14 protein-coding genes are annotated in these 18,071 nt (G+C 71.5%); 6 read left to right on the forward strand and 8 right to left on the reverse strand.

The window, feature by feature from the left end:
- Positions 1-5 precede the first annotated feature (5 nt).
- The 4 genes from VJ693_RS09965 to VJ693_RS09980 all read right to left on the reverse strand — a co-directional run bounded on the left by VJ693_RS09965 (position 6) and on the right by VJ693_RS09980 (position 6,309).
- The gene (locus VJ693_RS09965) at positions 6-1,802 is read right to left on the reverse strand and encodes a S8 family peptidase (RefSeq protein WP_324153729.1); all 1,797 of its coding nucleotides are present in this window, start codon (positions 1,800-1,802) and stop codon (positions 6-8) included.
- Positions 1,803-1,943: 141 nt separating this feature from the next.
- Positions 1,944-3,740 carry a S8 family peptidase gene (locus VJ693_RS09970; protein WP_324153731.1) on the reverse strand — a complete coding sequence of 599 codons (1,797 nt, stop codon included), beginning with the start codon at positions 3,738-3,740 and terminating at the stop codon, positions 1,944-1,946.
- 188 nt (positions 3,741-3,928) lie between these two features.
- Positions 3,929-4,624, reverse strand: a complete 696-nt coding sequence (locus VJ693_RS09975; protein ID WP_324153733.1) for a lysoplasmalogenase — start codon at positions 4,622-4,624, stop codon at positions 3,929-3,931.
- A gap of 14 nt (positions 4,625-4,638) precedes the next feature.
- Positions 4,639-6,309, reverse strand: a complete 1,671-nt coding sequence (locus VJ693_RS09980) for a M48 family metalloprotease (protein WP_324153735.1) — start codon at positions 6,307-6,309, stop codon at positions 4,639-4,641.
- Positions 6,310-6,517: 208 nt separating this feature from the next.
- Between VJ693_RS09980 and moaC the strand changes: the two genes are divergently transcribed.
- Positions 6,518-7,015, forward strand: a complete 498-nt coding sequence (gene moaC / locus VJ693_RS09985; protein ID WP_324153736.1) for a cyclic pyranopterin monophosphate synthase MoaC — start codon at positions 6,518-6,520, stop codon at positions 7,013-7,015.
- An 86-nt stretch (positions 7,016-7,101) separates the two neighbouring features.
- Complete coding sequence (locus VJ693_RS09990; RefSeq protein ID WP_324153738.1) at positions 7,102-8,808, forward strand: tetratricopeptide repeat-containing sulfotransferase family protein; 1,707 nt, start codon at positions 7,102-7,104, stop codon at positions 8,806-8,808.
- 67 nt (positions 8,809-8,875) lie between these two features.
- Here VJ693_RS09990 and VJ693_RS09995 read toward each other — a convergent pair whose 3' ends face one another.
- Positions 8,876-9,577: a hypothetical protein gene (locus tag VJ693_RS09995; protein WP_324153740.1), complete on the reverse strand. Its 702-nt coding sequence runs from the start codon at positions 9,575-9,577 to the stop codon at positions 8,876-8,878.
- Positions 9,578-9,915: 338 nt separating this feature from the next.
- Between VJ693_RS09995 and VJ693_RS10000 the strand changes: the two genes are divergently transcribed.
- The 4 genes from VJ693_RS10000 (at position 9,916) to trhA (ending at position 13,435) form a co-directional block, all read left to right on the forward strand.
- On the forward strand, positions 9,916-11,472 hold the full coding sequence (locus VJ693_RS10000) for a methyl-accepting chemotaxis protein (protein WP_324153742.1): 1,557 nt from the start codon (positions 9,916-9,918) through the stop codon (positions 11,470-11,472).
- 25 nt (positions 11,473-11,497) lie between these two features.
- Positions 11,498-11,851: a TonB family protein gene (locus tag VJ693_RS10005; protein ID WP_324153744.1), complete on the forward strand. Its 354-nt coding sequence runs from the start codon at positions 11,498-11,500 to the stop codon at positions 11,849-11,851.
- Positions 11,852-11,905: 54 nt separating this feature from the next.
- On the forward strand, positions 11,906-12,655 hold the full coding sequence (locus VJ693_RS10010) for an SDR family oxidoreductase (protein ID WP_324153746.1): 750 nt from the start codon (positions 11,906-11,908) through the stop codon (positions 12,653-12,655).
- Positions 12,656-12,742: 87 nt separating this feature from the next.
- A complete protein-coding gene (trhA, locus tag VJ693_RS10015; RefSeq protein WP_324153748.1) occupies positions 12,743-13,435 on the forward strand; it encodes a PAQR family membrane homeostasis protein TrhA in 693 nt (230 codons plus the stop codon).
- A gap of 28 nt (positions 13,436-13,463) precedes the next feature.
- Here trhA and VJ693_RS10020 read toward each other — a convergent pair whose 3' ends face one another.
- Genes VJ693_RS10020 through VJ693_RS10030 form a run of 3 tightly spaced genes read right to left on the reverse strand, consistent with a single transcriptional unit; the run spans position 13,464 to position 17,999 of the window.
- Positions 13,464-15,443, reverse strand: coding sequence for a tetratricopeptide repeat protein (locus tag VJ693_RS10020; protein ID WP_324153750.1), 1,980 nt, complete (start codon positions 15,441-15,443; stop codon positions 13,464-13,466).
- Entirely contained in the window at positions 15,440-16,783 is a 1,344-nt protein-coding gene (locus VJ693_RS10025; protein WP_324153752.1) for a tetratricopeptide repeat-containing protein, read from the reverse strand. Before VJ693_RS10025 ends, VJ693_RS10020 begins: the two co-directional genes overlap by 4 nt.
- A 37-nt stretch (positions 16,784-16,820) precedes the next feature.
- Positions 16,821-17,999, reverse strand: coding sequence for a patatin-like phospholipase family protein (locus VJ693_RS10030; protein ID WP_324153753.1), 1,179 nt, complete (start codon positions 17,997-17,999; stop codon positions 16,821-16,823).
- Positions 18,000-18,071: the final 72 nt, after the last annotated feature.

Raw genomic sequence — 18,071 nt, forward strand, 5'->3', positions numbered from 1 at the left:
CCGCGTCAGCGGTTGACTTCCAGCGTGTAGGTGCCGGCGGCGCCGACCGGCCCGGAGACGCGGCGCACGCGCAGGTAGATGTCGACCGCGGTGCCGCCGGCGTTGCGCCAGCTGACGGTGTCGGTCAGCCCCGCGCCGCGCAGGCTGCTCTTGGCCAGGGTGCCGGAGAGGTTGCGAAGGAAGAGGTCGTAGTTCGCGGTATCGGCGCCGATGAGGCGCGCCGTGACCGTCTGCCCCACGCCGACGTTGACCTTGACCGTGTCGATGTCGGTGGCCGTGGCCATCGTGCCGCGCAGCTTGACAGGGAAGCTCGACAGCACCTGCGCGGCAGTGAAGGCGTCATTCGGCTCGGTTTCGGTGGCGGTGCTCGGGCTGCCGGCGCCGAGGAAGACCGCGTTCACGGCGGCCGCCGCGTGCACGATGCCGCGCCCGCAGCCCAAGGTGCAGGCCACCGGCAAGGGGCGCGCCGTCGATTTCAGCAGCACCTCGACCTCGTCGGGCGTCAGCGCCGGGTTGCGCGAGAGCATCAGCGCGGCCACGCCCGCCACGTGCGGCGCGGCCATCGAGGTGCCTTGGTAGTAGGCGTAGCTGTCGTTGCCGGCCGTGCTGTAGCCGTCGTTGAGCGTCGACAGCACGCCGTTCGCCGCGCCGGCGGCCTGGTTGCCGCCGGGCGCCGTGACGTCGATCCTGGCGCCGTAGTTCGAGTACGGCGCGCGCCCGCCGCCGCGGCCGTTGGCGGCCACGGTCACGACGCCGGCGCAGTTGGCGGGCGTGTGCAGGCTGGCGTCCTGGTTCGAGTTGCCGGCCGCGACGACGACGACCGCACCGTTGGCGCGCGCCTGGTTGATCGCGGCCTGCATCGTCGTCGGGCAGGCCGCGCGGCCGCCGAGCGACAGATTCAGCACGCGCGCCGGCTGGCTCGGCGCCGCGACGCCGCCCACCGCGTTGCCCGAGGCCCACAGCACGCCGTCGGCGATGTCGGAGAAGTAGCCGCCCCCGCAGCCCAGCACGCGCACCGGCAGGATCTTCGCGCCGTAGGCCACGCCGGCGCCGCCCTCGCCGTTGTTCGCCACGGCGGCGACGGTGCCGGCCACGTGCGTGCCGTGCCAGCTGCTCTGGCCGCCGTTGCAGCCGTCGCCGGGGTCGGTCGCGTCGGCGTCGCGGCCGTCGCCGTCGTTCGACGACGAGGTGCTGCTGATGAAGTCATGGCCCGGCAGCAGGTTGTCGGCCAGGTCGGCGTGGGCGAGCACGCCCGTGTCGACGACACCGACGACGATGCCGCTGCCGGTGGCGCGGTCCCAGGCCAGCGGCAGGTTCAGGCCGCCGGTGGCCTCGAAGTAGTGCCATTGGCTTGCGTACAGCGGGTCGGTCGGTGTCGACAGGGCCTGCAGCCGGCGGTCGGGCTCGGCGTAGAGCACGTTCGGATCGTCGGCCATGAGCTGGCGCGCGAGGGCGTCCAACTCGCGCACCGGCGCTGCCCGGTTCAGGTGCAGGACCTGCGCGCCAAGGCCGTTGCGGTGCACCGCCAGCGTCTGCAGCCCGGCCGTCTGCAGGCGCTGCAGGGCGAGCGCGGTCGCGTGGGGCGCGGCCTGCAGGGCCGAGCGGCGGCCGCCGCCGCTGGTGCCGTCGCGGTAGTGCACGATCAGGCGGTCGGTCGTCTCCTCGGCCGTTGAGCCCGCCGAGCCGGTCGCTGCCTCGGCGCGCGGCGCCAGCAGCGCTGCACCAGCCAGCAGCACGCCGAGGGCGGTCAAGGGCCAGGCCGGGTGGCGCGTCGGCGGGCGGGCGGCAGGGGTCGAACGCATGGGCGGGCTCCGGCGGGCGAAAGCGGGAAGGCCCGCGGCGACAACCACGGGCCTTCTGCATTTCGGCCAATTGGCCGGTGAAATGAGCCCTTTTCGGGCTCATGCGTGTCAACTACTTGACGCAGGCGCCGGGTGTTCCGGCTACTGGCTCAGGCCCAGCGTGTAGGTGCCGCCGGCGCCGGTGGTGCCCGAGTAGTACTTCACGCGCACATACCAGGTGACCGCCGACGTGCTGGTGTTGGTGCGGGTGATCGTGTCGACCGCGCCGGTGCCGTTGATGCTGCTGGCCAGCTGGGTGCCCGACGAGTTGTACAGGTACAGGTCGTAGTCGGAGCTCGCGTTGGGCGTCAGCGTGGAGGTCAGCGTCTTGCCGGCGCCGACCGTCAGCTTGAAGTAGTCGGTGTCGGTGGACGTGCCGATCGTGCCCGACACCGTGGCCGGGTTCACGCTGATTGCCTGCGCGCTCGACAGCGTGTTGTTCGACTCGACTTCGGCCACGTTGCCGCCACCACCGCCTCCGCCGCCGGTGGCCGCGTCGACCGCCGCGCTGGCATCGACGATGCCGCTGCCGCACTGCGAGCAGCTGCCGGGGAAGGCGCGCGCGGTGGACTTCAGCTTGGCCTCCACCTCGTCGGGCGTCAGTGCGCTGTTCTTGGCCAGCATCAGTGCCGCGACGGCCGCGACGTGCGGCGAGGCCATCGACGTGCCCTGGTAGTAGGCGTAGGTGTCCGAGCCGGGGCTGGTCGTGCCGGTGTTCAGCGTCGAGTACACGCCGTTGGCGCTGCTGCCGCTCATGTCGCCGCCGGGGGCGGCCACGTCGACCACCGCGCCGTAGTTCGAGTAGTAGGCACGCGCGCCGGTGCGGCCGGTCGCCGCCACCGTGACCACGCCGGCGCAGCTGGCCGGCGAGTAGTTGGCGGCATTGGCGTTCGAGTTGCCGGCTGCGACCACGACGACCGTGCCGCGGCTGCGCGCGCCGTTGATCGCGGTCTGCGTGGTCGTGTCGCAGCTGCCGCTGCCGCCGAGCGACATGTTGATGACCCGCGCCGGGTTGGCGTTGGCCGGCACGCCGCTGACCGTGCCGCCCGAGGCCCAGGTGATCGCGTCGGCGATGTCGGAGGTGTAGCCGCCGCACTTGCCGAGCACGCGGGCCGGCACGACCTTGGCGTTGTAGGCCACGCCGGCGACGCCGCTGGCGTTGTTGGTCACCGCGGCGATGGTGCCGGCCACGTGCGTGCCGTGCCAGCTCGAGTTCTGCGCGGCGTGGGTACCGCCGCACTCGTTGGCGGCGACCCAGTCGCCCGGGTCGAGCGCGCTGGAGTCGCGGCCGTTGCCGTCGTTGGACACCGCGGTGTCGATGATGAAGTCATAGCCGCCGACGATGTTGGCGGCCAGGTCCGCGTGCGGCCGGTAGCCGGTGTCGATGACCGAGACGACGACGCCGGTGCCGGTCGACTTGTCCCAGGCCGACGGTGCGTTCAGGCCGCCGGTGGTCTCGTAGTAGTGCCACTGCAGGTTGTAGCTGGTGTCGTTCGGCGTCAGCAGCGCGTGCATGCGGCGGTCGGGCTCGACGAACTCCACGTCGAGGTCGGCCGCGGCCACTGCCTTGGCCAGTTGCTTCACTTCGGCCACCGTCAGCAACCGGTCCAGCTTCATCACGTGGGCGCCCGACGCGTTCGAGCGCAGGTAGCGCATCTGGACGCCGGCGCGGTTCACCGCCTCGTGGGCGCGCGCCATCGCCTGCGTGTCGGCGCGGGCGAAGGCGGCGGTGCCGGCCTTGTACTTGACGATCAATCGATCCGTGTGGCCTTCGATGGCCGCCTGCAGCGAATCCAGGTCGTCGGACGCTCCGCCCGCGAACGCGGCGGGGGAACAAGCCAGGGCGCAAGCCATGGCCAGGGCAGAGGCAACGAAGCCTCGGCGTGCAATCAGACTCATGAACACTCCTCGAACTTTGTGACTGGTGAAAGCCGCCGGCGCGGATAGCGCCCGCGGCACGCGCCCCGATCAGGGCGCGCGATCATGAGAGCAAGGGCCCGGCCAGCAGGAAGGCGGCAAACCCTTGCCGGGCTCCATCAACGGTCATCAATCGTCAACAAACGGAACTTGCGCACCGATCGCGCGCGTTAGTCCCTGTTCGATGTGTCTTCAGGAGAATTTGAAGCAGATTGCAACGAACTGGCGATCGCTGCCTGGGCCAGCCAGTAGCTCGCCAGGATCCAGAAACCGGCCGCCGGAACGGGCCAGAGGAAGCGGTTCCAGGCCAGGGTGGCGTCGGAGGCGAGAAACAGCGCGCCGCCGATGGCGGCACGCCGTGCGAGAACGTGGCCGATGCCGTGGCCGGCCGCCAGCCACACCGCCGCGGCCTGCGCCGCCATGCAGGCCAGCGCGGCCACGTACGCGAGCACCGGCCATCGCAAGCCCGCCGGCACCCCCGGCCAGACCTGGGACAGCACGAGGGCTGCGACGATCGCGTACAGCACGAAAGGCACCGGCCGTGCCCCGAAGCGCAGGCCGCGCGTGAAGGCCACGATGTAGGCCAGGTGGGCGAGCAGGAACGCGACCAGGCCGGGCACGAAGCCCTCGGTGGGCCACAGCAGCGCGACATCGCCGAACCACGACAGCACGAGACCGACGCGCAGCCACGAGCGCCGGGCGCCTTCGCCGGCACCGCGCGGCCAGGCCCAGGCGATGACCAGCAGCGTGGTCAGCGGCTTGAAGGCGAAGTTCAACCACGCCGCACCCAGCGGGCCGGCGGCGATGGCCAGGGCCGCGCTGAGGGCGGCGGCCGGCAGCAGCCAGGCCGTGGGCGGGCGGGTCATGGGCGCCGCCGGCCCTACTGCACGTCCTCGGGGTGGCGCTCGCCGCGCATCTCGGCCAGCAAGCGGCGCCGCTCGCCTTCCAGCTCGCGCAGCCGCGCCTGGATCACCGAGGTCTCGATGTAGTCGTCCGAGCGGGTGTCCTGCGCGATCTGGCGGGCGACGCGCAGCCGGTCGACCGCACCCAGCACGTCGCCGTTGGCGTAGGCCGCCTCGGCCCCCGCCCGCAGCGACCGCAGGCGCAGGCCCAGCGGCTCGGCGCAGCGCGCGAGCGTCTGCCAGGCCAGCGCATCGCGCTTGTGCTCGGAGACCCAGGTCTGCAGCGATTCGGTGGCCTGGCGCAAGGTCTCGGTGGCGGCCGGCTCGCCGCTGCGCTGGCGGGCCAGCGCCGCATCGGCGCGGGCCAGCATGGCCGGGCGCGAGCGGTCGGCGGCCAGCGGCGCCAGGGCCGCGGTCAAGGCAGGCCCGAGCTGCGCGGGCGGGCCGCCACGATCGGACAGGATGTCGACCCGCAGCAGCGTGAACTGGCGCAAGGCCTCGGGCTCCTGGGCGAACGGGCCGCGCGCCAGCGCCTCGCCGGCGGCCAGGGTCTGCAGCGCGCGATCGAAGTCGCGCAGCTGCATCGACGCCATCGCGCCTGCGTACAGCGTCGCCAGGCGCGGCAGGTCGGCGGCCGGCCCGGTGCCCGGCGCGGCCGCCGCACCGAGGGCCTGCTGGCGCAGCAGACCCTGGTCGGTCTTGTCCATCAGCACCTTGGCGCGGGCCTGCATCAGGGCATGCGGCACCAGGGATCGCACCGGCGGCCCCTTCACGCCCGGTGACGAGGCGGCCGAGGCGCGCCCCGTCTCAGGCGGAGGCGGCAGCGCGGCCGCCTCGCGCACCCGCAGCCGCGCATCGCTGATGCGCTCGATCGTCAACGGGTGGCTGCGCAGGTAGGGGTACTGGTTGCTGTCGTTCAGCCGCATCGCGTTGTCGAGCTTCTCGAACATGCCGACCATGCCACCGGGCGCGAAGCCGGCGCTGGCGAGCACCTCGATGCCGATGCGGTCGGCCTCGCGCTCCATCTCACGCGAGAAGTTGAGCTGGCCCTGCGCCGCCGCCGCCTGCGTGCCCATGATGACCGCCTGGGCGGCGTCGGTGCTGTTGGCGCGGCTGGCCGCGAGCACGCCGAGGATCATGCCGGCCATCGCCGCCAGCCCCTGGCGCTGCTGGCTGATCGCGCTGCGCGCGATGTGGCGCTGGGTCACGTGGGACATCTCGTGCGCCAGCACCGAGGCGAGCTCGTCGCTGTTGCCGGTCAGCGCGATCAGGCCGAGGTAGACGCCGACATAGCCGCCCGGCAGCGCGAAGGCATTGACCGGCCGCTCGCCGACCAGGAAGGGCTCCCAGGCGAAGGCGTTGTCGAGATCGACGCCGATCTCGCCGCGTGAACGCGCCGCGGCCAGCAGCGGATCGAACAGCGAGCGCAGGTATTCCAGCAGCGCAGGGTCGTCGAGGTAGGCCGGGTCGCGCCGCACCTCGCGCATGATGCGGTCGCCCAGGCGGCGCTCGGCCAGGATGTCGAAGTCCTCGGAGACCGCGTCGCCCAGCGCCGGCAACCGCACCTGGGCATGCGCCTCGTGGATCGGCCAGGTGGCGGCCAGCGCAACCACGGCCGCGGCCAGCGCGAAGGGTGCGAAACGCTGCAACGGATGGCCAGGCGGACGGCTGGCGGGGGGCTTCGAGGGCACGGAGCGCTGGGGCGGAGTCGGTGAGGGCAAGGCGGGCGGGGCGCGATGGCGCGGTCGGTGCGTAAGGGCTGGCCCCGGTGGAGTCGGCGCGGCCGCGCCGAGTTCCGGTGCGTCGCTATCATGACACCGCCGCGCGAGTCGAATGTTGCTCGCCCGGTTACAGCCCATGCCCGACCCGCTCACCCATTTCGACGCCCACGGCCAGGCCCACATGGTCGACGTCGCGGCCAAGGCCGAGACGCACCGCGTGGCGCGTGCCGCCGGCACGATCCGCATGCAGCCGGCCACGCTGGCGCTGATCGCCAGCGGCCAGGCCGGCAAGGGCGACGTGATCGGCATCGCCCGCATCGCGGCCATCCAGGCGGCGAAGCGCACCGCCGAGCTGATCCCGCTGTGCCACCCGCTGCCGCTGACCCGCGTGGCGGCCGAGTTCGAGCTCGACCAGGCGGCCTCGGCCGTGCACTGCACCGTCCAGGCCGAAACCTTCGGCCGCACCGGGGTGGAGATGGAGGCCTTGACGGCGGTGCAGGTCGGCCTGCTGACCATCTACGACATGTGCAAGGCGGCCGACCGCGGCATGGTGATGGGCGACATCCGGCTGCTGGAGAAGCAAGGCGGCAAGTCGGGGCACTGGGTGGCCGCGGGCACACTACACGGCGGGTGAAGGAAACCAGGGGTTCGAGGGGCTGGGCAGCGGGGCTGCCTGGCGGATAGATTCGGTGCTCCAGGCCGGTCTTCAGGGGGCTCTCGATGAATCCACGCATTGAAACGCCGGCGGCGCCAGGCGGTATCTCGCGCGCCGCGTCGGCGGGCCCCGATGCTTTCGCACTCGCGTCGGCACGCCTGAATGCGCAGCGGCCGGTCCGCGATGCGCGGCTCAAGCAGATCCTGACGGTGGTTCAGAGCAACCTGTTCCGGCTTGCGCAGACTCAGCTTGCCGACTACCTCGCCAGGCATCCGAACGACGCCGACGCGATCAACTTGCGGGCGCGCGTGGCGGCGCGGCTCGAGCAGCGCGGCGAAGCCGTGGCGCTGCTGGCGCGCTGCCTGGACATCGCGCCCGGCTTTGCGGCCGCGCGCTACCACCTCGCCTACCTGCTGTGCCAGCAGAACGAGTTCGAGGCGGCGCTGAAGCAGGTCGATACGCTGTTGGCCCAGGATGGCCGCAATCCGCTGTTCCGGCAGATGAAGGCCGACATCCTGGAGCACCTCGGCGACAGCGAGCAGGTGCTGGCCATCTGCGAGCAGCTGGCGTCGGAGAACCCCGGCCGCGCGGAATCGTGGATCCGGCTCGGCCATGCGCTGCGCGGGTTGGGCCTGCAGGACCGCAGCGTCGCGGCTTATCGCCAGGCGATCGAATGCCGGCCCTCGAACGGCCAGGCCTACTGGAGCCTGGCCAACATGAAGACGGTGCGCTTCGACGATGCCGATGTCGACGCGATGCAGGCGCAGCTCGAGCGCCGCGACATCGGCGCCGACGATCGCATCACCTTGCAGTTCTCGCTCGGCAAGGCCCACGAGGATGCGGGCCGGTACGAGCAGGCCTTCATGCAGTACGACCAGGCCAATGCGGCGATGCGCAAGCGCATCAGCTACGACGCGGCCACGCTGACCGACGGCGTGGCGGCCAACAAGGCGCTGTTCACGCCCGCGTTCGTGCAGGCCCGGCGCGGCTGGGGTTGCCCGGCGCCCGACCCGATCTTCATCCTCGGCCGGCCGCGCTCGGGCTCGACGCTGGTCGAGCAGATCCTCGCCAGCCATTCGGCGATCGAGGCCACGGCCGAGCTGCCCTACGTCACCGCGCTGGCCGCTCGCCTGAACGGCCTGCTTCCCGGGCGCCCGGCGTACGGCAGCGACTACCTGAAGCCGCTCGCGTCCATGGATGCGGCGGCGTTGGCCGAACTGGGCGAGGAGGTCCTGCGCCGCGCACGGCTGCACCGTCGGCTCGACCGGCCGTTCTTCATCGACAAGAAGCCCGCCAACTTCGCGCATGTCGGGCTGATCCACCTGATGCTGCCGAACGCGAAGATCATCGACGTGCGCCGCCACCCGGCGGGGTGCTGCTGGTCGATGTTCCGCACCTACAGCAGCAAGGGCCGGCTGCGCCTCGACGAACTCGGCCGGTTCTACCGGGACTACGTTGCACTGATGGCGCACTTCGACAGCGTGCTGCCCGGCCGTGTCCACCGGGTGATCTACGAAGACCTCGTGCGCGACCCGGAAGCCGAGACGAGGAAGCTGCTCGATTACCTCGGGTTGCCGTTCGAGCCGGCCTGCCTGCGCTTTCACGAAACCGGGCGGGCGATCCTCACGCCGAGCTCGGAGCAGGTGCGCCAGCCGATCAACAGCCGTGCTGTCGAGCACTGGAAGCACTTCGAACCCTGGCTCGGCCCGCTGGTCGACAGCCTCGGCTCGGTCATGGCGACGTACCCGGCGGTCCCCGACGACCTGCGCTGAGCTTGGCGCAGAAATGACGGGCATGAAAAAGGGCGGCTTGGTGGCCGCCCTTCACCGATAAACAGGCTCAGCAGGACGTCGACTTGCCCTTCAGCGCGAACATGTAGTCGGGCCCCTGGCCCAGCGCGCCGATGCAGGTGACCATGTCGCCATAGGCCGAGCAGCCGGTGCCGAAGCCACCGCCCGGGTTCTTCCACATGGCGCCCGTGCCGCTCAGCGAGGTGGTGGTTTCCCAGCCCCACTCGCCGCCCACGGCGAAGTCCATGTTGGCCTGCACCGAGACCCAGTACTTCTTGCCGCTCTTCGCCTTGACGCCCGTGGGCAGCAAGATCGCGAAGGACCCACCGACATCGGTCGGGACGATCGCCGGGAAGTCCGCAATGATGGCGGCCTCGTTGGGTGCGCCGGCCTTCTGCTTGTAGAAGGTGACGTGGACCGATGCGGCCGGGCCCGGGCCGTTGAAGTACACGCCCGTCACGTCGACTTCCTTGATCTTCCAGCATTGGCCGGTGGGAACCGCGAAGTCGTCTGCGCCCTGGGCGTCATAGGCATCGAACGACGCTTCGAAGTTCTGCGACACGATGCCGATGCCGCTGTCGTTGTTGTTCTGGTCGTGCAGGACGGCCTGCCCGTTGTTCAGGCTGAACGGCTTCGCCTTGCTGGCGTGGCCGAGGCTGGAGGCGCTGGGCGCCGGGCCGGCCGCAGAGGTGATGCCACTGGCGGAAAGTGCAAGGGCCGCCGCAGCGGCCAAGAGCAGAGTCTTCTTCATGAGAGTCCTCGTACTTGAGACAGAAGTGATGTTCTGCCTACTACCGCGAACTGAGCCCTAACTCCTCAGATATATATGTATACGGCTGGACGATCCAGCGTTCTGCAAAGTAGCTCCCCGTCAGGGGCTGCGTCATAGGGACAAACGCTAGATCAGGGCCCGCGGCGGCCCATTGCTGTCCCTTGAACGAGGGGGGTGTCATCGTGCGTACCCTGCCTGTAATTGAGCCGGGTTCACCCTGAAACTAAACGCTTCAGCCACCTAACCCGCTGCCGATACTGCAAGACCGGACCGAACCCGAAGGCCGGGATTCCAGCCGCCCGCAGGAGGAGTTTGTTGTGGTTTTCCTTTCCAACATGAAGATCGGCGCACGCCTGGCGCTGGCCTTCGGCGCGTTCATCGTGCTGCTGCTCGCGATCTGCGGCTACAGCGCGCTGACCAGCAGCCGCCTGGCCGCCGACCTCGAGGCGACGGCGACGATCGACCTGACCCGTGTGCAACTCGCCTATCAGCTCGAGCAGCAGGCCGGTCTGATCGCCCGTGCCAGCCGCGAGCTGCTGCTGGTCGACGGGGCCGGGCAGATCAAGAAGCAGCGCGAGCTGATCAAGAAGAACCTCGCCGATGCCGACCTGACCTTCGGCAAGCTCGCCGAGCTGGGCAGTGCCGGCGATGCCGAGCAGGCCCTGGCGGCGGTGCGCGAATCGCGCGAGCAGTACACCAAGGCGGTCGGCAAGTTCCTCGAGACGCTGGACGCCGGCAACCCCGACGACGCACGCACGTCACTGCTGATCGAGCTGCGCCCGGTGCAGGCCGGCTACGAGAAGGCGGTCGACGCGCTGGCCGCGGTGATCGCCAGCCAGGCCGAGGACCGCGCCGGCGCCGGCCAGAAGACCGCGCAGGCCACGACCTTCGTCACGCTGGCGCTGGGCGCGGTCGGCGTCGTGCTGGCCATCGGCGCCGGCATCACGATCGCCCGCTCGATCACCCGGCCGCTGGGGCGCGCCGTGGCCGCCGCCGAGGCCATCAAGGCCGGCGACCTGCGCGGCCGCATCGAGGCCCAGGGTCGCGACGAGATCGCCACGCTGCTGGCCGCGATGCGCGACATGCAAGGGCACCTGACCCACGTGATCGAGGACGTGACCCGTGCCGCGCGCGACGTGGCCAGCAGCTCCGACGAGATCGCCCACGGCAACGCCGACCTGTCGGCCCGCACCGAACGCGCGTCGACCAACCTGCAGCAGACGGCGTCGGCGATGGAACAGATCTCGGCCACGGTGGCCGGCTCGAGCGCCAAGTCGCGTGCGGCCACCGACGTGGCCAACCGCGCCCGCGCGGCGGTGATCGAAGGGGGCGAGTCGGTCGACAGCCTGGTCGGCACGATGACCCGCATCGCCGAATCGAGCAACCGCATCAAGGACATCATCGCGGTGATCGACGGCATCGCCTTCCAGACCAACATCCTGGCGTTGAACGCGGCCGTCGAAGCCGCCCGCGCCGGCGAGCAGGGCCGCGGCTTCGCCGTGGTGGCGGGCGAGGTGCGCTCGCTGGCCGCGCGCGCCTCGTCGGCAGCCAAGGAGATCAAGGTGCTGATCGACGACTCGGCCGACAAGGTGGCCGTCGGCACCCAGACCGTGGCCGACGTGGGCAGCCGCATCAAGGGCATCGTCGACGAGGTCGTCGGCGTGCGCCAGCTGATCGAGGAGGTCAGCGTGGCCAGCTCGCAGCAGGAATCGGGCATCGGCGCGGTCAACGACAGCGTCGCCGTCCTCGACCAAGCCACCCAGCAGAACGCCGCCCTGGTCGAGGAACTGGCGGCGACCACCGAATCGCTGAAGAGCAACGCCTCGCGCCTGGTCTCGTCGGTCGAGTTCTTCCGCATCCCCGCGGTCGCCTGAGCGACGCATCGAAAGGACATTCATCATGAACGCCACCCCCCTGTCCGCCGCGCTGGCCGTGGCCATGGTTGCGCTGGTTGCGGCGCTGTCGATCACCCCCGGCATCGCCCACGCCGATGGCGCGCCAAAGATCCTGAAGAAGGTGCCGCCCGAGTTCCCCGGCGAAGCGACCCGCAAGGGCATCACCGACGGCGTGCTGAAGGCCAAGCTGTCGATCGATGCCAGCGGCGCGGTGACCGAGGTTGCCATCGTCGAGGCCACGCCGCCGAAGGCCAAGATCTTCAACGACGCCGCGACGACGGCGCTGAACCAGTGGAAGTTCGAGGCGAGCGGCAAGCCGCAGACCTTCGAGCTGAAGCTGGTCTTCTCGATGGAGTGAGGGAGCACCCGGCGCCGGCCGCGCTTTGCCGCCCCATCCGACACAATGCGGCGCATGGGCGCGAAGAACCTGTTGATCACCGGAGGCAGCCGCGGCATCGGCGCCGCGACGGCGCGGCGCGCGGCCGAAGCCGGGTGGAACGTGGCGATCAACTGCCGGCGTGATCTCGGCGCCGCCGAGAGCGTGGCCGAGGCGGTGCGGGCCGCCGGACGGCGCGCGGTGGTGGTGCCGGCCGACATCGGCCGCGAGAGCGAGCTGATGGCGATGTTCGCCCACGTCGACGCCGAGCTCGGCCCGCTGCACGGGCTGGTCAGCAACGCCGGCGTGGTCGATGTCGCGGCGCGTGTCGAGGCGATGGGCGCCGAGCGCCTGGCGCGCATGTGGGCGATCAACCTCAGCGGCAGCGTGCTGTGCGCCCGCGAGGCGATCCGCCGCATGTCCACCGCCCGCGGCGGCACCGGCGGGGCGATCGTCAACCTGTCGTCGGCCGCGGCGCGCGTCGGCTCGCCGGGCCTGTACCTCGACTACTCGATGAGCAAGGCGGCGATCGACCACTTCACCACCGGCCTGGCGCGCGAGGTGGCGGCCGAGGGCATCCGCGTCAATGCCGTGCGCCCCGGCATCATCGACACCGAGATCCACGCCGGCAGCGGCCACGCCGAGCGGGTGGCCGCCAGCCTGCACCTGATCCCGATGGCCCGCCTGGGAACGGCCGACGAGGTGGCCCGCGCCGTCGTCTGGCTGCTGTCCGACGAGGCGGCCTACGTGAGCGGCGCGCTGCTGGACGTGGCGGGCGGGCGCTGAACGGGCCATGTGACCCCACGTTCTTTGCGTTTCGTCACTGAGTCAAGGGATGGGGCCGGCTAACTTGCTCCGTACCATTGCCCCATCATGGCCACGCTGAGCTTCGTCGACGATTCCTCCGCCGCGCGCGGTGCCGACAGGGAGCGCCCGCAAACGCTGGGCGAAGAGATCGCCAACGCCATCAGCCACGGGCTGGGTTGCCTGCTGGCGATCGCGTCGCTGCCGATCCTCGTCTACCAGGCGGCCCAGCGCGGCGGGGCGGTCAACGTGGTGGCGGCCAGCGTGTTTGCCGGCACGGCGATCGTGCTGTACCTGGTGTCCGCGCTGTACCACGCGGTGCCCGCCAGCACCGCCAAGCGCTGGCTCGGCCGGCTCGACCATGCAGCGATCTATGTCTTCATCGCCGGCAGCTACACGCCGTTCACGCTCGGCGTGCTGCGCGGCGGCTGGGGCTGGGCGCTGTTCGGCATCGTCTGGGCCGCCGCGGCCTTCGGCGTCACGATCAAATTGCTGGACCGGCTCAAGCACCGGCTGGTGTCGACTGCGCTGTACGTCGCGATGGGCTGGGTCGCGCTCGCGGCCGCCGGGCCGCTGGTCGAGCGCATGTCACCCAACGGCCTGGTCTGGCTGGTCGCCGGGGGCTTCAGCTACACGCTGGGCGCGGCGGTCTTCCTGTTCGACCACAAGCTGCGCTACGCGCACTTCGTGTGGCACCTGTTCGTGCTGGGCGGCAGCACCTGCCACTTCTTCGCCGCGCTGTGGTACGCCGTGCCTGCATGAAGCCCCCACGCCCCCTCCTGATCCCGCCTTACGCCAGGGTCCGGGTGTCGATCCACTTCACGCGCCCGGTGCGGCGCTTGACCTCGTCCATCATGTGCTGCGTGCCGCCGGGGCCGTCGCCGCTGGCGCCGTTCCACAGGCAGACGAAGCGCACCTTGTCCGGCCCCCAGGCCAGCGCGGTGTTGGTGAGCCAGTCGTTGCAGCGCTCGTAGGGGTTCGAGCCCCGGGGGCCGGGGCCGAGCTCGTCGGGCATCAGGCGCGGCGGGTCGGCCAGGCCCGCGCGCACGGCGAACCAGCGCTCGCGCCAGGCGGCACCGTCGGTGCTGGGCAGGATCGAGCGCTGGATGTACGCGGGTTCGTCGACCGGCAGCATCACCTGGCAGCGCAGGCCGCGTGCCTTGGCCGCCTCGAGGAACAGCAGATCGCCGCCGGCGGCGCACTGGCTCAAGGCCAGGTCGCCCGGGCCGGCGCCGAGCGCATTGAGCGTGGCGCCGATCTCGCGCGCCGCGGCCGCCTCGAGCCGGGCCGGAAAGCGCGGCGTCTCGCGCCCCGGCGCGTCGATCATGTGGCCGGAGAACAGCAGCACCTGGCGCGGCACGAAGGGCGGCGCCAGGCGCTGGATCTCGCGCTCGACGATCTGGCAGGCGAGCGCGGTCTCGGCCGGCCGGAAGCCCAGGTCGCGCAGCAGCGCGAGCGACTGCAGCGAGGAGTCGAGCGCGAACCAGTCGCGGTCGGCCGCGGCGGCCGCGGCGCGGTGGTCGCGCTGCACCGCGCCGGCGTCGAAGCACAGCAGCGACAGCAGCGCCTGCGAGGCGCGGGCCCAGTAGTCGCGCGGGGCCTGGGCCAGGGCACTGGCGACGGCCCAGCGCACGCCGCCGAGCAGCGATTCGGTCTCGGCCGGGGCGGCCGTGCCGCCGAGGTGGGCGCGCAGCACCGTCAGCATCAGCGCGTTGATGCCGGCATAGTGGTGCGACGGGTCGGCCATGAAGGCGCTGCGGTAAGGCGCGATCGCGTCGCCCAGGCTGGCGTCCTCGAGCGAGGCGCCGTCCTTCAGCACGGTGGGGTCGGCCCCGGGCGTGCGCCAGCGGCCGACCCATTCGTCCTTGGCGACCCGGCCGGCCAGCGCCCAGCATTCGGCGTCGCGCGGGAAGTCGCGCGTCAGCGCCTCGGTCCACTCGCGGGCTTCCTCGAACCGGCCCAGCCGGCCGAGGCAGATCGCCTTCTTCTGCCGCGCCGGCACGTCCTCGGGCTCGATCGCCAGCGCGGCGTCGAACTGCTCCAGCGCCAGGCCGGGCTGCTGCAGCTTCAGCAGGCAGTGGCCGGCCTCGACGCGCGCCTCCAGCGCGAGGGCGCGGGTCGGGGTCTCGTGGGCCAGGGTCATGATGTCGCCCGGCCGGTTGCGCTGGCGCGCCACCTCGATGCGGCGTGACCAGTCCTTGTAGGCGTCGCTGAACTCGTTGGCGTCTTCGAGCAGCAGCTTGCGCCACTGCGGCTGCTGCAGGTGCGGCAGCAGCGCGTACACGGGGCTGACCTTGCGCCGGGTCGAGGTGGCGAGCGTCTCGCGCGCCATCGTCGCCAGGCGCTCGCGGTCGGCGGCCAGCGCCGCGGCGTCGGGGCCCGTGCCGGCCAGGTGGTAACGCAACTTGCGCTCGGTGTAGGTGTCGAAGGCCTTGGCGCTGTCGGCGTCCTGGCCCCAGGCCGCGTCGGCGCCGTAGACCAGCACCACGCCGCGGGCGCGCAGCGCATGGCGCACGCCGAGCTCGTACCAGACGTTGGCGTTGGCCAGCGTCAGGTCGGCCACCACGAGGTCGGCGACCAGCAGCTCCTGGAACATGTCGACCCGGATGTCGCCGGCGCGCATCTCCTCGTCGGCGCGGAAGACCTCGCAGCCGGCGGCTTCGAGCGCGGGGCGGATCAGCTCGTCGAGCACGCGGTTGAAGTCGATGGCCGCGCCGCCCGGGCCCGGCTTGGTGCCGAAGGGCATCGCGATGAAGGCATGCGGTTTCATGGCGGGCGGCCCTTGCGGGCGGTGGGCTGGGCGGGCTGGCGCGCGGGGCGGGGCGCGGCCAGTTCGTCGCGCCAGGCGCGCAGCCGCTCGCCCTGGGCCAGCCGCGTGGGTTTCATCCAGCCGGCCGATTCGACGGTGGCCAGGCGGCTCGCCCAGCGCTTCTCGTCGGTCGCGTCGCCGAGCGCGATCGCCGCTTCCCACAGCGTCGCGTGGGCCCAGAAGCGGGCGGTCGGGCTCAGCGTCTTGCGGGCCGCCTGGGCCTGCGCCATCGCCTGCGCCTCGCGCCACAGGCGCTGCGCGAGCACCTGGTCTTCGCGCGATTCGCCGGCCTGGCCCGCGCGCGCCAGCTGGGCGGCATGCGCCAGCCGCAGCGTCGCGAGCTGGGCCGCGAGGTAGTGGTCGGGGGCCAGCGACAGGCCACGCTCGAAGGCCAGCAGGGCCTGGTCCAGGTGGGCCGGGCCCTCGCCACGCTCCCAGAGCCGGCGGTGGATCGCGCCCCACAGGCTCAGTGTCTCGGGGTCGTTGGTGGTCGCGGGCTCGAGCGGCAGCAGCAGCTGGTGCGCTTCTTCGAGCGCCTTCTTCTCGCTCGGGCGCCTGGCGCGGTAGGTGGCCAGCGCGAGCTGCTGCGTCGCGTGGCGGTCGGCCGGGCTGAAGCGCCGGACCTCGGCCCAGGCCTTGACCGCGGCGGGATAGTCCTCTTTCGCCATGGCCTGCTGGGCCCGCTCGAGCCAGTCGCGTGCGCTCGGCGGGGTGGGCGCCTTGCGCGGCCGCGGGCCCGCGGCGGGTGCCGCCGGCTCGGCGCCCGCGGCGGATGGGGGCGGTGCCAGCGGCCGCTGCGGCGGCTTCAGCCCGGGCAGCAGCGTGTAGACCGGGCTGTCGGTCTGGCTGTCCGCCAGGATGGCCTTGATTGCGCTGCTGAGCTCCTTCTCGAAGCGCCGCGCTTCCTTCGCGCCCAGATCGGGCCCGAGGTGCTCGTAGCGGCGGATCAGGATGTGGTTGACGTCGAACGGGCTCTTGAACTTCGACTCGGCGACGACGATCGTCGCGCGCGGCCGCAGCGCGTAGCGCACGCCGAGCTCGAAGGCGGCATTGAGGTTGTAGGTCGACAGGTCGGCGATCACCAGGTCGGCCGCGAGCAGCTGCTGGTACATCGGGATGTCGATCGTGCCCGAGTGCACGATCTCGTCGGCCCGCACGCACGCGAGCCCGGCCTTCTCGACCGCCTGCTTGATCACGTCGTACGAGGCGTCGAGGTCGAGCACGCGGCCGTCGGTGTAGTCGGTCTTCGAGCCGAAGCCCTGGACCACGAAGCACAGCGGTTTGGCGGGGGTGGTGTTCAAGCGCGTTCGAGGCTGGCCGGTGGATGGCGCATTGTGGCTACACGAAGCCTTGCCAATGCTCGGCCCGCACCCACTTCTCGGCATAGGTGCGGCCGACGCGCTGGATGGCCTCGATGTGGTCGACTGCGTCGAGCACCTGCACGTCGGCGGCGTCGATGTCGGCCAGGCCCAGCGCGGCGAGCCCGGCCGCGCTCACGTCCGGGTCGTAGCGCAGGTAGCTGAACTGCTTCGGGCAGGTGGTGGTCGTGCCACCCTCCGAGCTCGCCAGGCTGACGAGGTCGCCGACCTCGCGGTCCAGCGCGCCGCCGAAGCGGCAGTCGCCGATCACGCGGCAGGCCATGTCCCAGCCGGCGCTGGCGGCGTTCATCAGCGCGCCGGGGATGTTCTTCGCATGGTCGAGCAGCCACAGCTCGTCGGCCTGCAGATCCGGCCGGGCCCGGGCCGCGCCGCCGGTGCCGACCGAGACGATCAGCAGGCGGTCCGGGCCGGTCGCCCACTCGAGCTGGTAGGGCGCGGCGGTGGCCATCTCGAAGGCGAGGAAGGCCGGGTTGTTGTAGGTCGTGACGCCGCCATCGACGAAGACGAACTGCTGTTCCTTGTCGGTGCCGGCGCCCAGCGTGACGACCTCGGGCGGAAAGAAGGTCGGCGCGGCGGTGCTCGCGCGCACGAGCTGCCACAGGGGCAGCTTCAGGTTGCAGTCGGGCCGCTCGGGCCGGTTGTACTTGGCGCGCGGGTGGTTGCTGACCGGCCAGGGCGAATCGGTCGAGTGGTTGCGCAGCACCATCATCAGCAGCGTGCGCAGGCCGGGGTCACCGAGCAGCGCGGGTGCCGCATCGGCCGGGTGGCCGAGCGCGCGGTTGAGCTCGGCCTTCAGCTTGGCGGCCAGCGGCTCGTCGTCGTAGCCGTACTTCAGCCGGTTCAGCAGGTGGGTCTTGTGGAACATGTCCGCGCCGCTGCCGACGTAGAAGTCGCGGATCTGCGCGGTGCTCATGCCGGCCGACAGGCAGGCGGCGATGATCGCGCCGGTCGAGGTGCCGCAGCAGAAGTCGAACCAGTCGGCCAGCACGAGATTCGGGTCGTCGCGCTGCCGGCGCAGCGTGGCTTCGAGGCGGGCCAGGATCTCGACGCTGATCAGGCCGAGGATGCCGCCGCCGTCGCAGGCGAGGATCTTCTTCGGGCCGGGCGCATCGAGGCGATTCAGCAGCGGGTGGCCCATCAACTTCTCCGTGCGGGTGATGTGACGATCGAGCCAAGGGGTTCGCGCGGATCCGGCTCTGCCGGGCCGCTG

This window comes from Ideonella sp. (genome assembly GCF_035254525.1).
GTDB lineage: Bacteria > Pseudomonadota > Gammaproteobacteria > Burkholderiales > Burkholderiaceae_C > Ideonella.